This is a genomic window from Streptomyces sp. WELS2 (assembly GCF_013870595.1).
GTDB lineage: Bacteria > Actinomycetota > Actinomycetes > Streptomycetales > Streptomycetaceae > Streptomyces.
Window position 1 is genome coordinate 1 of sequence record NZ_JACBWZ010000109.1, and the last position, 12,745, is coordinate 12,745.

Here is a 12,745-nt window from a genome sequence, read left to right on the forward strand (position 1 = left end):
CCAGGAGCAGCGCTGCCGCCGCGAGGACGAGGGGCGTGGTACGGCGCATGGGGTCCGCCTTTCCGCAGGAGTACTGGTGCGGATGTGACGTACCACCGGCGCGTCCGGATCCCGGCAGGCCTACGCCCAGAGCTGTCCCTGGAGGGTGGCGATGGCCTCCTCGGTGGTGGCCGCCGTGTAGACGCCCGTGGAGAGGTACTTCCAGCCGCCGTCGGCCACGATGAAGACGATGTCGGCGCCCTCCCCCGCCTTGACGGCCTTGTTCCCGACGCCGATCGCCGCGTGCAGGGCGGCGCCGGTGGAGACGCCCGCGAAGATGCCCTCCTGCTGGAGGAGCTCGCGGGTGCGGGTGACCGCGTCGGCCGAGCCGACCGAGAAGCGGGTGGTGAGGACGGAGGCGTCGTACAGCTCGGGGACGAAGCCCTCGTCGAGGTTGCGCAGGCCGTAGACCAGGTCGTCGTAGCGCGGTTCGGCGGCGACGATCCTGACGTCCGGCTTGTGCTCGCGCAGGTAGCGGCCGACGCCCATCAGGGTGCCGGTGGTGCCGAGGCCCGCCACGAAGTGGGTGACCGAGGGCAGGTCGGCGAGGATCTCCGGGCCGGTGGTCGCGTAGTGGGCGCCCGCGTTGTCCGGGTTGCCGTACTGGTAGAGCATCACCCAGTCCGGGTGCTCGGCGGCCAGTTCCTTGGCCACGCGCACCGCGGTGTTGGAGCCGCCGGCGGCCGGCGAGGAGATGATCTCGGCGCCCCACATGCCGAGCAGGTCCCGGCGTTCCTGCGAGGTGTTCTCCGGCATCACGCACACCATCCGGTAGCCCTTGAGCTTGGCGGCCATGGCGAGGGAGATGCCGGTGTTGCCGGAGGTGGGTTCGAGGATGGTGCAGCCGGGGGTGAGCCGGCCGTCCTTCTCCGCCTGCTCGATCATGTGCAGCGCGGGGCGGTCCTTGACCGAGCCGGTGGGGTTGCGGTCCTCCAGCTTGGCCCAGATCCGCACGTCGGGGGACGGCGACAGCCGCGGCAGGCGCACCAGGGGGGTGTTGCCCACCGCGGCCAGCGGGGAGTCGTAGCGCATCGCTGCTCGGGAGCCGATCAGCGCATGCCGCCGGCCACGGCCGGCAGGATCGTGATGCTGTCGCCGTCGGACAGCTTGGTGTTGATGCCGTCCAGGAAGCGGACGTCCTCGTCGTTCAGGTACACGTTGACGAAGCGGCGCAGCTCGCCGCCGTCCACCAGGCGGGCCTGGATGCCGCCGTGCCGGGTCTCGAGGTCGGCGAACAGCTCGGCGAGGGTGTCGCCGTTGCCCTCCACCGCCTTCTGGCCGTCGGTGTACTGGCGGAGGATGGTCGGGATGCGGACCTCGATGGCCATGGCTCAGGGCTCCTGTCGGAAGGTGTCGTCGGTTCGGTCAGGCGCGCGGCGGCGGCCCGCCGCGGCGCGGGGCCGTACGGCGGCAGCGGGGTGGGTCAACAGAGGGCGCTGTTCAGCCTGCACAGGTCGACGTGCAGCCGCGCCACGAGCAGGGTGCCCGGCGCCTTGTCGCCCACGTCGAGAAGAACCATGGGCTCATCGTATCGATTCCCGGCCCGCGGCCCGGAGTGTGATTCCGCATCCTGGACGGATTCCGTCCGGTGCGCGAGATCAGTAGTCCGCCACGACCCTGACCTCCTCCTCGGTGACCTGGCCGTCCACGATCCGGAAGGAGCGGAACTGGAAGTCGCCGAGGCCGTCGGTGTCGGCGGTGGAGACCAGGACGTAGTGGGCGCCGGGCTCGTTGGCGTAGGAGACGTCGGTGCGCGAGGGGTAGGCCTCGGTGGCGGTGTGGGAGTGGTAGACGACCACCGGCTCCTCGTCGCGGTCGTCCATCTCGCGGTAGAGCCTGAGGAGATCACCGGAGTCGAACTCGTAGAAGGTGGGCGACATCGCCGCGTTCAGCATGGGGATGAAGCGCTCGGGGCGGTCGGAGCCCGCCGGGCCCGCCACCACGCCGCACGCCTCGTCGGGGTGGTCCTTGCGGGCGTGGGCGACGATCCGGTCGTACAGGGCCTGGGTGATGGTCAGCATGCGGGCCAGGATAAGCAGAGGGCCGTTCCGTACCGAGGGGTGGTACGGAACGGCCCACATGCCGGACGTCCTGAGCGGCGGCCGACGGGGGCGCCACGAGAGCTCCCGGCGGCCGGACGTCCCTTTCCGGAAGTCCGGGGAGCGCTCAGCGCTTGTTGAAGGCCGCGGCCTCCGGGTTGCGGCGCCGCAGCACCAGGTAGGCGACGCCGAGGATCAGCCCCCAGACCGGCGCGCAGTACAGCGAGACCCGGGCGTCCTTGTCGATGCCCATCAGCACGATCACCATGCCGATGAAGGCGAGCGCGAACACGCTGGTCCACGGCGCGCCCGGGGCCCGGAACTCCGAGCGGGGCAGCTCGCCGCGGTCCGCCTTGGCCCGGTAGCGGATCTGGCAGATCAGGATGACGATCCAGGCCCACATGCCGGAGATGGTCGCGAAGGACACCACGTAGTCGAACGCCTTGCCCGGCCACTGGTAGTTGATCCAGACGCCGACCAGCATCAGCGCGGCGGAGAACGTGGTGCCGACCAGCGGGGTACCGCTCGACGTCAGCTTGGTGAACGCCTTCGGACCCTGGCTGTTGAGCGCCAGGTCGCGCAGCATGCGGCCGGTGGAGTACATGCCGGAGTTGCAGGACGACAGCGCGGCGGTGAGCACGACGAAGTTGACGATGCCCGCGCCGGCCGGCAGGCCCATCCGCTCGAAGGCGACCACGAAGGGGCTGTTGCCCGCGCTGAAGCTGGTCCACGGCACGACCGAGAGGATCATGATCAGCGCGCCGACGTAGAAGACGGCGATGCGCCACGGCACGGTGTTGATCGCCTTGGGCAGCACGGTCTTGGGGTCCTTGGACTCGCCCGCGGTCACGCCGACCAGTTCGACGGCGAGGAAGGCGAACATCACCATCTGCAGGGTCATCAGCGTGTCGTCGACGCCGTGCGGGAAGAAGCCGCCCTGGTTCCACAGGTGGGCGACGGAGGCGGTGTCCCCGGCGTCGGAGAAGCCGATGGTGAGGATGCCGGCGCAGATCAGGATCATGCCGATGATGGCGGTGACCTTGACCATGGAGAACCAGAACTCCAGTTCGCCGAAGAGCTTCACGGAGATCAGGTTGGCGCCGTAGAGGACGACGGTGAACACCAGGGCCGACAGCCACTGCGGGATGTCGGTCCAGTACGTGATGTACTTCGCCGCGGCGGTGACCTCGGTGATGCCCGTGACCACCCAGAACAGCCAGTACGTCCAGCCGGTCACGAATCCGGCGAACGGGCCGATGAACTCGCGCGCGTAATCGGAGAACGAACCCGACACCGGGCGGTACATCAGCAGTTCGCCGAGCGCCCGCATGATGAAGAAGATGATGAGGCCCGCGACGGCGTACGCCAGGATCAGGCTGGGGCCGGCCTTGGAGATGCCCTTGCCCGCGCCGAGGAACAGGCCGGTGCCGATGGCCCCGCCGATGGCGATCATCTGGATCTGCCGGGCCCCGAGCCCGCGCTGATACCCCTCGCCGCCCTCGGCCCCCGCGGCCTCATTGCCGTCGCGATGCTGATCGACCTGCGCTGAGGTCATGTGTGGTGCGCCTTTCTCCATGCCGAACCGGGCCTTGCGTCGGCCTCGGATCGGATCTCGATCCCCCCGGATTGATGGAGCTGTTGCCTGGCCGACGGTCGTCGGCTCGGTGGCGCACCCGGCCGAACATGGGTGGTGTTGGCCGGGCGGTCGTGAAGATTTATCACGGGCGCAATATTGATCACAGAGGGGCAGTGTGAGGCACCGCACAGCCAAAATCGGACAAAGACGGTCCGAAGGTAGCAAAAGATGCTGGGATGGTAATCCGATCGTTATCCGGGTTTGAGCGTCCTCTGAGCGAACACCGATCGGAACCAGCCAGTCCGCCTCACGGGAGCAGGGTCGACACCAAGGTCTCCTGGAGCCCGCCCAGCCAGAGGTACGCCAGCACCATCGGCTTGCGCGGGTCCTCCTCCGGCAGCCGGTAGAGCAGATCCGTGTCGTCCTCGTCGGTGATCTCCAGCCGGGCGCCGATCGCCAGCCTGAGGTCGTTCAGGGCGCCGAGCCACTGCCGGGACTCCTGCGGCGTCAGCTTCAGCACCGCGCCGCCCTCCCCGGCCGCGGCGAGCGCGTCCAGCGAGCGGACCACGCCGAGCGCGTTCTCCCGCTTGCCCGCGCGCAGGTCGTTCTCGGTGTAGCGGCGGAACTCGGCGGAGTGCGCCTGCCGCTCCTCAGCCTCGGCCGGCGAGGCGGGGGCCTGCTCCGGGTCGCTGTAGGCGTCCGGGAAGAGCCTCCTGAGGACCGGGTCGGCCGGCGGCTCGCTCGGCCCCTCGGCGAACAGCTCGGCCAGCGGGTCGGCCGGGGCGTCGGCGCCGGGGCCGGGACCGATGAGCTCCAGGAGCTGGACGGCCAGCGAGCGGATGATGGAGATCTCGACGTCGTCGAGCGCGACGGCCGCGCCGCCGCCGGGGATCGGTTCGAAGTGTCCGGGCATCTGCGGCGTTTACTTCCGGTCCTGCTGGAGGGTGGCCCACAGTCCGTAACCGTGCATCGCCTGCACGTCGCGCTCCATCTCCTCGCGGCTCCCGCTGGAGACGACCGCCCGGCCCTTGTGGTGGACGTCGAGCATGAGCTTGGTGGCCTTGTCCTTGGAGTAGCCGAAGTACGTCTGGAAGACGTAGGTGACGTAGCTCATGAGATTGACCGGGTCGTTGTGCACGATGGTGACCCAGGGGACGTCGGGTTCGGGTACGGCGGAGATCTCCTCCGCCGACTCGGGGCGTTCGATCTCTACGGGCGCGGGTGACGTCACACTGCCCATGCTGCCACGGCCTCCATAAATCGTCACACCGACGAAAAGGGAGTACGATTCCCCGACATGAACACAGCGGACCTTGGGCTGCCGGTGGACGTTCCCTCGACGGCGCTCTTCACGGACCAGTACGAGCTGACGATGCTGCGCGCCGCGCTGAAGGCCGGTACGGCCGAACGGCGGAGCGTGTTCGAGGTCTTCACCCGGCGGCTGCCGGACGGGCGCCGCTACGGCGTGGTGGCCGGGACCGGGCGGGTCCTGGACGCGGTGGAGAACTTCCGCTTCGACCCGGGCGTCCTCGGCTTCCTGCGCGAGCGGCAGATCGTCGACGAGGAGACCCTCGAGTGGCTCGCCGACTACCGCTTCAGCGGCGACATATGGGGCTACCCCGAGGGCGAGGTGTACTTCCCCGGCTCGCCGGTCATGCGCGTCGAGGGCAGCTTCGCCGAGTGCGTCCTGCTGGAGACGGTGATCCTGTCCATCCTCAACCACGACTCCGCGATCGCCGCCGCCGCCTCCCGCATGGCCTCCGCCGCCGGTGACCGGCCGCTGATCGAGATGGGCGCCCGGCGCACCCACGAGCTGGCCGCGGTCGCCGCCGCCCGCGCCGCCTACGTCGGCGGCTTCGCCACCACCTCCGACCTCGCGGCCGGCTTCCGCTACGGCATCCCCACCGTGGGCACCTCGGCCCACGCCTTCACCCTGCTGCACGACCGCGAGCGGGACGCCTTCCAGGCCCAGGTCGACACCCTCGGCCGGGGCACCACCCTGCTGGTGGACACCTACGACGTCGCCGAGGCCGTCCGTACGGCGGTGGAGGTGGCCGGCCCCGAGCTGGGCGCGGTGCGCATCGACTCCGGCGACCTGCTGCTGGTGGCCCACCGGGTGCGGCAGCAGCTGGACGAGCTGGGCGCCACCGACACGAAGATCATCGTGACCTCCGACCTGGACGAGTACGCCATCGCCTCGCTGGCCGCCGCGCCCGTGGACGCCTACGGCGTCGGCACCCAGCTGGTGACCGGCTCCGGGCACCCCACCAGCTCCATGGTCTACAAGCTGGTCGCCCGCGCCGACTCCGCCGACCCGAAGGCGCCGCTGGTGCCGGTCGCGAAGAAGTCCAGCGGCGGCAAGATGTCGATCGGGGGCCGCAAGTGGGCGGCGCGCCGGGTGGACGCGGACGGGATCGCCGAGGCCGAGGTCGTCGGCACCGGGCCGGTGCCCGCCGAGCTGGCCGACCGGCAGCTGCTGGTACCGCTGGTGCGCGGCGGGACGGTGGTGGCCCGGGAGCCGCTGGACGTGCCCCGGGAGAGGCACATCGCGGCGCGCGCGAATCTGCCGCTGTCCGCGACCCAGCTCTCGCGCGGGGAACCCGTCATCCCGACGGAGTACGTACACGGGCGCTCGGGTAGCTAAAGCGCGACCGCCGTCCGCCCCTTCCCACCCCTCCCGCACGGGCCCCGAAGTCTCTAGGCTCAGTTACTTCACTCTCAGTCGAAGGACACCCACCATGCGCCGCGCCTTGATCGTCGTAGATGTGCAGAACGACTTCTGCGAGGGGGGCAGCCTCGCGGTGGCCGGGGGGGCGGACGTGGCCGCCGCCGTCACGGAGCTGATCGGCGAGGCGGCGGGCACCGGGTACCGGCACGTGGTCGCCACCCGGGACCACCACATCGCGCCCGGCGGTCACTTCGCCGACGACCCCGACTACGTCAGCTCCTGGCCCGCGCACTGCGTCGCGGGCACGGAGGGCGTGGGCTTCCACCCGAACTTCGCCCCCGCGGTCGCCTCCGGCGCGGTGGACGCCGTGTTCGACAAGGGGGCGTACTCGGCGGCGTACAGCGGCTTCGAGGGCACCGACGAGCACGGCGTGTCCCTGGCCGACTGGCTCCGCTCCCGGGAGATCACGGAGGTGGACGTGGTGGGCATCGCCACGGACCACTGCGTACGGGCCACCGCCCTGGACGCGGCCCGCGAGGGCTTCCGCACCCAGGTCCTGCTGGACCTGACGGCCGGCGTCTCCCCGGAGACGACGGAGCGGGCCCTGGAGGAGCTGCGCGAGGCCGGTGTGGAGCTGACCGGGAAACCGGTCGTCTCCTCCTGACCGCAGCGCCCCCTCACCCGGTCTCCACGAGAACCCCACACATTTCAACCAGCCCTCTTACAACTTGTGGATCACCTATGTAATGTCCACGCCAGGGGGCGGTAAAGGATTTGCCACTCACTGGGGTGGCCCGATTTGTCATGCCCAGGCCATGGGTGCTGCTCCCTGTCACGGAACTTTCCCCACAGGGAGTCAGATCGATGTCCGGACCACTGCGCAACCGCAGAGTCGGAGCCGTGCCCAGGATCCTCCAGGTGTTCCTGCTGTGTGCTTCGTTCCTCGCCATCCACTTCAGCACCGCCGCCCCGGCCCAGGCCTACCACCATCTCTGCGGCAGCTTCTTCGGGGTGGACGGCAACGACCCCATCTCGTACAACTACAAGAAGATCACCACCACGTACTACAACGCGTTCAACGGCGCCCAGGGCCGCTGGGACGCCACCAGTGCCCCCGGTTACTTCCGGTACGAGAAGAACAACGGCGACCCCGAGATAGAGGTCAAGGACGAGGGGCACGCCTGGGACGACTGGGCCCGGACCAGCTGGCAGGGCTGCACCTTCGGCTACTGGAGCTACGACGAGGTGTACATCGTCTTCAACACCTCCACCATGCGGGGCCTGAGCGCACGCGAGAAGAAGATCGTCGCCGAACACGAGCTGGGTCACGCCTACGGCCTCGACCACGAGTACTACACCTGCGCCAACCCCGGGCCGGCGGTCATGCGGCAGGGCACGGGCAAATTCGGCTGTGGAAGCGACGGCCCCTGGTACGACGACGTCAAGGGCGTCAAGGCCAAGTACTGAGCGGTTGAGGAGGATGGCGACAATGATGAAGTCGAAAGCACGTATTTCCCTCGCCGCCGGCGTGGTGCTGACCGGCCTGACGGCCTGCTCGGGCCAGGGAGCGTCCGAGGCCGGCGGAGGCATGCACATCCAGGCGGACTACGCCTACTACAGCAGCGCCGAGGACGTCAGCTCGGTGGCGGAGATCGCCATCACCGGGCCCGTGCTCGGCATCGAGACGCGGGAATGCGACAAGGGCGGCGACAACGCCGGCGAGCCGGCCATAGACCCGACGGAGCCGGACAGCGTCGACCCCAACCCGGACCCCTCGGCCACCGGCTCGCCCGACCCGACGGTCACGCCGTCCGGGATCATCGGTGACGGGCCGAGCGCGGCGGACTGCACTCCGATGGTCTTCCTGAAGGTGCGGGTCGCCGGCATGATGAAGCGCGGTGGCGGTCTGACCGAGGGCGACGAGATCATCGTGGGCAACATCGACACCGACAAGGTGACGATGGAGGGCACCACCCCGCTGACCGTGGGCAAGCAGTACGCGCTGTATCTGCGGCAGCTGACGGCGAGCGACCACCCCGGCATCACGAGCGTGCCGAACTTCTGGATCCCGGTCGGCGGCAACCAGGGCATCTTCATCGTGGGCAAGGGCACCGTGACGCCGGCCTCGGCCAACATCGTGGCCCTCACGGACACCGAAGCCCGGCAGAAGCTGAGCGCCGCCTCGGGCAAGTCGCGGCCCGAGCGGCTCCACACGACCGTGGCCGGCCTGAAGGAGGCCGCGAAGGTGGCCGCCGCCAAGCGACGCGCCGCGCCGCGTGAGGCCGCGAAGTAACACCCGGCCACGGCCCGCGTCGAGTGGCCTCCGCCCCGAGGGGGCGGGGGCCACTCGGTCATACCGGAACCGGTCAGGCCAGAGGCACCGGGCGCCGCAACAGAGCCCTGATCGGATGCCAGAGCTCGGGCATGCCGACACCGCCGCCGGGAGCCGTGCGCCAGACCAGGCCGTCGGGGTGGTGCAGGACCGCCGTGATCTCGTCCGGGGTCGGAGGTTCCGCGTTGCCCCGGAGGTACACCGCCCGCAGGCCCAGGTTGCGCAGTCTGGTCAGGGCGCGTGCGCGGTTGGCGGCGTGCACCAGGATCCGCACTCCGGCGGAGCCGTACGGCAGGTTGAGCGCCACCACCACCGTGCCGTTCGGCAGCTTGCTGAAGCCTCCAGCGGCCATGCGGTCACATCCCCGTTCCGGTCGGTGTCAATAAGCGGTCCACAGGACGCACCTAAACACGATCGGCGGCAACCCGCCAGGGGGTTGCCGCCGATACGCCTGTGACCTGGGGTGATGCGGGTTACTTCACTGCGGGGCCGACCTTGAGGGAGATCGTCGAGCCGTCCTTGGCCTCCTTGACGATCGTGATCTTGGTGTTGGTGTCAGTGATCTTCACGCCACCGGTCGGGTTCGCCGGGTCGTAGTAGGTGCTGGTGTGGTCGTTGAAGACCGGCACGCCCTTCTGCGACGGGAACTTGGTGGCCACGCCCGACTGGTGCAGGGTGAGCGCGTCGGTGGCCCCCAGGCTGAACGGCGAGTCGTAGGCCTGGAAGCGGTTGCGCAGCAGCGTGCCGTCGGCCCACTTCAGCGCCGTCGGGTGCGAGTCGACGGGGAGGATCAGGCCGGAGCCCGGGTGACCGTTGGTGCTGTTGGTGTTGTTGTCCGCCTGGGAGGTGTCCCACTTCCAGATCAGCAGACCGTTCTGGTACGGGTAGTGCTCCACCCAGTCCGGGCGGCTGGTGTTGAGGTAACCGAAGTTGTACGGGCCGGTCTTCAGCGTCTTGTCGTACGACACGTACTGCCGGTTCTCGGCGAGGTAGTACTGCTTGTAGTCCTTGGTGAAGGACGCGCCGATGCGGGAGAAGCCGTCCGCGGTCCAGCCGGCGTCCGCCTTCTCGGCGTCGTCCGAGAACAGCGGGGCGCCGTCGGCGGTCACGGTGATCTCGTCGGCGGTGAAGCCGTTCTCCGCGACACCGCCGTCGGTGGCGTAGCGGAAGCGCAGGTCGATCTTCTTGCCCGCGTAGGCGTCGAGCGGGAACGACAGCTTCTTGTGCGTCTGCGAGAAGCCGCTCAGCGCGGGCTTGCCGCCGGCGTCCTTCGGCAGGGCCTGGCCGTCCGCCGTGCCGTCCAGCGCGGTCCAGTTGGCGCCGCCGTCGGTGGACACCTCGGTGTAGACGTAGTCGTAGCCCTCCTCGGTGGCCCACCAGCCGTCCAGGGTGAGGCTCGCCGAGGTCTTGCCGGTCAGGTCGACGGACCGGGTCAGGGTGTTCTTCAGGTCGTTGCCGCTGCCGCTCCACCACTGGGTGGCGCCCTGGGCGGGCTGGGTGATCGTGGTGGTGACCGCCTTGTCGGGCAGGTTGACCACGAGGGCCTGCTTGTCCCAGGTGTTGTACTCGGCGGGGCCCAGCTTGTGCGTGGACTGCTTGCCGGCCGTGGCGGTGTCGTAGTTCAGCCAGCCCAGCTGGAGCTTGTCCCAGGCGTTCATGTCGCCGGGCAGGTCGCCGATGGAGTCCTTGCCCCGGCCGAGCCAGGAGCCGGAGGACATCAGGGTCCAGAAGCCGGTGGAGTTGTCGCCGCCGGCGGTGTCGTACTCGTCCGGCAGGCCGAGGTCGTGGCCGTACTCGTGGGCGAAGACGCCGAGGCCGCCGTTCTCCGGCTGGATGGTGTAGTCGCCGACCCAGATGCCGGTGTCGCCGACCTGGGTGCCGCCGAGCTTGTTGTTCTGCGGGCCGGTGGCGCCGGCGTCGGTGCCGAAGGCGTACCAGCGGTGGGCCCAGATCGCGTCCGTGCCCTGGGCGCCGCCGCCCGCGGACTCGTCCTCACCGGCGTGCACGATCTGGAAGTGGTCGACGTAGCCGTCCGGCTCGTTGAAGTCGCCGTCGCCGTCGTAGTCGTACCGGTCCCACTGGTCGTACTGGGCGAGGTCCTTCTTGATGTCGGCGTCGGTGCGGCCGGCCGCCTTCTGCTGGGCGACCCAGGCGTTCAGGCCGTCGCTGACGACGTTCCACACGCTCGGGCAGTTCTTCGAGCCACAGGCGTTGTTGCCGTAACGGGCCTCGTTGTAGGGGACCTTGACCCAGTCGGTGACCTCGCCGGAGACCGAGTAGCGGCCCGAGGACTGCTTCTCGTAGTACTTCTTCAGCGACTCGGTCTTCTTGCCGGTGCCGAAGTAGAGGTCCTGGTAGTGCTTCTGGTCGTAGTCCTTCTGCCAGGCCGTGGAGTTGTCCTTGGTGCGGTCCGGCGCGGCGATCCGGTTGTGCAGCGGGCCCGCGGTGCCGCCGTACTTGGGGTCCGTCTTGTCCCCGAACTCCACCAGGATGGTGAAGATCTTGTCGGTCTTCTCGCGGCTCAGCTCGACGTACTTGCTCTTGCCCTTGCGGCTCTTGAGCTTGACGACCTTCGAGCCGTTGCGCTCCTGCGCGGTGGCCTTGCCGGATATGAGCTGGTTCAGGGCCTCTTCGCGCTGGGCGTCCTGGGTCTTGCTCAGCGGGCCGTCCAGGTCGTGCTTCTGCTGCTTCACCGGCGCCGGGTCGTGCCGGTTCGCGGCGGCGGGCCGGGGCTGGGTGCCCGCCTCGGCGACGGCGAACGTCGCGAACGTGGCGGACGCCGCGGCCAGGGTCACGCCGATGGCGGCCGCTCTGAACGTCCAGGATCTGCTGGTCACTTGATTTCCTCCCCCGCGTTCGCGCACACGGACAGGGGGTTCCGGGCATGGAGGAATCCGTGCGCGCAAGATCAACGCGTGTAGTCAAGTGACGACATTTGACTAGAGGTTTGACAGAAAAGACAGACCTTGACTTGAGCAGGACAAGTGCACTATGCGGAGGTGGAGTTCGTTTTACGGACAGGTGGCGAGGGGCCGACAGCCTCGCGGAACCATCCGTTCGACGGGCCGGTGACTCCGTGCGCCCCCCGTGCACCGGCGCCGTGGGTCAGGTCGCGCTTGCCGGGTGTTCCCCGGGCGGGGACGCCGGGAGAATCGAACGGCAGGTCTCCCGCCCCGAAGATGCCGAGGACACGATCGCCATGCCTCGTCCGACCTCCGCACAATACGCCTACGGCTCGTGCACCGTGATCTTCTCGGCGCTCGCCATGCTGCTGTTGTCCCAGACGACTTCGGGCCACTGGATCGCCGTCATCGCCCTCGCGGCCCTCGCGCTCGGCCTGCTGGTCGCCTGGACGGTCCCCACGCCCGGGACGCGGACGCCCGCCGAGCCGGCCGCGGACGAGGGGCGCGTACCCACGGCCCTGTGACCCGCCCCCGCGGTACGCCGCTCAGCGGGTGCTGACCACCACCGTCTTGGCCGCCTTGTCGTGCAAGCCCTGTTTGTACGGCTTGTCGAAGAAGCTCCAGCCGCCCGCGACGGCCGTCCAGACACAGGCGCAGCAGAAGGCGAACGGCACCCACAGCACCAGGGCACGGGTCAGCGAGGTCGACACGGACGGGGTGGCGCCGTTCTCCAGATTGGCCACCCGCAGGCCGAGCCACTTCTTGCCGAGGGTCTGCCCCGACCGGCTGATCATGAAGGTGTCGTAGGCGATGTAGAGCACGGCCGCGATGAAGGACTGGGCCACGGACCGGCCGACCTCGATCCGGTCGCCGTCGACGGTGTACTCGCGCACGCCGAACGCCCAGGTCAGCAGCCAGACGACGATGCCGACCAGGATCATGTCGACGATCCGCGCGAGCGTCCGCTTGCCGCTGTCGGCGAGCGGGGGCATGCCGGCCAGCGGATCGGCGGGATAGCCGCCGGCCCCGGACCCGTAGGGGCCGCCGCCGTACGGCCCTCCGCCGTACGGCCCTCCGCCGTACGGCCCTCCGCCGTGGGGGCCCGCTCCGTAAGGGCCGCCGTCGTGAGGTCCGCCGCCGTAGGATGTTCCCCGGGCGGGCCGTCCTGACCGTGGGACACGGCGTGCA

At 69.4% G+C, this 12,745-nt stretch carries 15 protein-coding genes; 5 read left to right on the forward strand and 10 right to left on the reverse strand.

Annotated elements, in window-relative coordinates:
• Window positions 1–120: 120 nt before the first annotated feature.
• The 7 genes from H5J33_RS09830 to clpS all read right to left on the reverse strand — a co-directional run bounded on the left by H5J33_RS09830 (window position 121) and on the right by clpS (window position 4,894).
• On the reverse strand, window positions 121–1,071 hold the full coding sequence (locus H5J33_RS09830) for a PLP-dependent cysteine synthase family protein (RefSeq protein WP_181794498.1): 951 nt from the start codon (window positions 1,069–1,071) through the stop codon (window positions 121–123).
• Window positions 1,072–1,088: 17 nt separating this feature from the next.
• Complete coding sequence (locus H5J33_RS09835; protein WP_181794499.1) at window positions 1,089–1,367, reverse strand: MoaD/ThiS family protein; 279 nt, start codon at window positions 1,365–1,367, stop codon at window positions 1,089–1,091.
• 95 nt (window positions 1,368–1,462) lie between these two features.
• On the reverse strand, window positions 1,463–1,558 hold the full coding sequence (locus H5J33_RS38325; protein ID WP_309485368.1) for a putative leader peptide: 96 nt from the start codon (window positions 1,556–1,558) through the stop codon (window positions 1,463–1,465).
• A gap of 79 nt (window positions 1,559–1,637) precedes the next feature.
• Window positions 1,638–2,060 (reverse strand): Mov34/MPN/PAD-1 family protein, encoded by a 423-nt coding sequence (locus tag H5J33_RS09840; RefSeq protein ID WP_181794500.1) that lies wholly within the window; start codon window positions 2,058–2,060, stop codon window positions 1,638–1,640.
• Between the two features lie 145 nt (window positions 2,061–2,205).
• Window positions 2,206–3,633: an amino acid permease gene (locus H5J33_RS09845; RefSeq protein ID WP_181794501.1), complete on the reverse strand. Its 1,428-nt coding sequence runs from the start codon at window positions 3,631–3,633 to the stop codon at window positions 2,206–2,208.
• 328 nt (window positions 3,634–3,961) lie between these two features.
• Complete coding sequence (locus tag H5J33_RS09850) at window positions 3,962–4,567, reverse strand: DUF2017 domain-containing protein (RefSeq protein WP_181794502.1); 606 nt, start codon at window positions 4,565–4,567, stop codon at window positions 3,962–3,964.
• A 9-nt stretch (window positions 4,568–4,576) separates the two neighbouring features.
• Complete coding sequence (gene clpS, locus H5J33_RS09855) at window positions 4,577–4,894, reverse strand: ATP-dependent Clp protease adapter ClpS (RefSeq protein ID WP_181794503.1); 318 nt, start codon at window positions 4,892–4,894, stop codon at window positions 4,577–4,579.
• Window positions 4,895–4,951: 57 nt separating this feature from the next.
• On the opposite strand from clpS, the gene H5J33_RS09860 reads away from it, so the two are divergent.
• From H5J33_RS09860 to H5J33_RS09875, 4 genes are all read left to right on the forward strand, one after another.
• Entirely contained in the window at window positions 4,952–6,298 is a 1,347-nt protein-coding gene (locus H5J33_RS09860) for a nicotinate phosphoribosyltransferase (protein WP_181794504.1), read from the forward strand.
• Window positions 6,299–6,392: 94 nt separating this feature from the next.
• Window positions 6,393–6,986 carry an isochorismatase family protein gene (locus H5J33_RS09865; protein ID WP_181794505.1) on the forward strand — a complete coding sequence of 198 codons (594 nt, stop codon included), beginning with the start codon at window positions 6,393–6,395 and terminating at the stop codon, window positions 6,984–6,986.
• A gap of 200 nt (window positions 6,987–7,186) precedes the next feature.
• The gene (locus H5J33_RS09870) at window positions 7,187–7,789 is read left to right on the forward strand and encodes a hypothetical protein (RefSeq protein ID WP_181794506.1); all 603 of its coding nucleotides are present in this window, start codon (window positions 7,187–7,189) and stop codon (window positions 7,787–7,789) included.
• A gap of 25 nt (window positions 7,790–7,814) precedes the next feature.
• Entirely contained in the window at window positions 7,815–8,615 is an 801-nt protein-coding gene (locus H5J33_RS09875) for a hypothetical protein (RefSeq protein WP_181794507.1), read from the forward strand.
• Window positions 8,616–8,688: 73 nt separating this feature from the next.
• On the opposite strand, the gene H5J33_RS09880 is transcribed toward H5J33_RS09875, so the two are convergent.
• Together H5J33_RS09880 and H5J33_RS09885 are read right to left on the reverse strand one after the other, a co-directional pair.
• A complete protein-coding gene (locus H5J33_RS09880; protein WP_181794508.1) occupies window positions 8,689–9,006 on the reverse strand; it encodes a hypothetical protein in 318 nt (105 codons plus the stop codon).
• A 121-nt stretch (window positions 9,007–9,127) separates the two neighbouring features.
• Entirely contained in the window at window positions 9,128–11,491 is a 2,364-nt protein-coding gene (locus H5J33_RS09885; protein WP_181794509.1) for an immune inhibitor A domain-containing protein, read from the reverse strand.
• Between the two features lie 362 nt (window positions 11,492–11,853).
• On the opposite strand from H5J33_RS09885, the gene H5J33_RS09890 reads away from it, so the two are divergent.
• Window positions 11,854–12,081: a hypothetical protein gene (locus H5J33_RS09890; protein ID WP_181794510.1), complete on the forward strand. Its 228-nt coding sequence runs from the start codon at window positions 11,854–11,856 to the stop codon at window positions 12,079–12,081.
• Window positions 12,082–12,102: 21 nt separating this feature from the next.
• On the opposite strand, the gene H5J33_RS09895 is transcribed toward H5J33_RS09890, so the two are convergent.
• On the reverse strand, window positions 12,103–12,745 hold a 643-nt coding region (locus H5J33_RS09895), incomplete at its 5' end, for an RDD family protein (RefSeq protein ID WP_181794511.1).

Excerpts from the sequence above, each read along its gene's own strand:
- H5J33_RS09880 (WP_181794508.1), bottom strand. The coding sequence starts at position 9,006 with ATGGCCGCTGGAGGCTTCAGCAAGCTGCCGAACGGCACGGTGGTGGTG.
- H5J33_RS09830 (WP_181794498.1), bottom strand. The coding sequence starts at position 1,071 with ATGCGCTACGACTCCCCGCTGGCCGCGGTGGGCAACACCCCCCTGGTG.
- H5J33_RS09860 (WP_181794504.1), top strand. The coding sequence starts at position 4,952 with ATGAACACAGCGGACCTTGGGCTGCCGGTGGACGTTCCCTCGACGGCG.
- H5J33_RS09875 (WP_181794507.1), top strand. The coding sequence starts at position 7,815 with ATGAAGTCGAAAGCACGTATTTCCCTCGCCGCCGGCGTGGTGCTGACC.
- H5J33_RS09845 (WP_181794501.1), bottom strand. The coding sequence starts at position 3,633 with ATGACCTCAGCGCAGGTCGATCAGCATCGCGACGGCAATGAGGCCGCG.
- H5J33_RS09835 (WP_181794499.1), bottom strand. The coding sequence starts at position 1,367 with ATGGCCATCGAGGTCCGCATCCCGACCATCCTCCGCCAGTACACCGAC.
- H5J33_RS09840 (WP_181794500.1), bottom strand. The coding sequence starts at position 2,060 with ATGCTGACCATCACCCAGGCCCTGTACGACCGGATCGTCGCCCACGCC.
- H5J33_RS38325 (WP_309485368.1), bottom strand. The coding sequence starts at position 1,558 with ATGGTTCTTCTCGACGTGGGCGACAAGGCGCCGGGCACCCTGCTCGTG.
- H5J33_RS09890 (WP_181794510.1), top strand. The coding sequence starts at position 11,854 with ATGCCTCGTCCGACCTCCGCACAATACGCCTACGGCTCGTGCACCGTG.
- H5J33_RS09850 (WP_181794502.1), bottom strand. The coding sequence starts at position 4,567 with ATGCCCGGACACTTCGAACCGATCCCCGGCGGCGGCGCGGCCGTCGCG.
- H5J33_RS09870 (WP_181794506.1), top strand. The coding sequence starts at position 7,187 with ATGTCCGGACCACTGCGCAACCGCAGAGTCGGAGCCGTGCCCAGGATC.
- H5J33_RS09865 (WP_181794505.1), top strand. The coding sequence starts at position 6,393 with ATGCGCCGCGCCTTGATCGTCGTAGATGTGCAGAACGACTTCTGCGAG.
- clpS (WP_181794503.1), bottom strand. The coding sequence starts at position 4,894 with ATGGGCAGTGTGACGTCACCCGCGCCCGTAGAGATCGAACGCCCCGAG.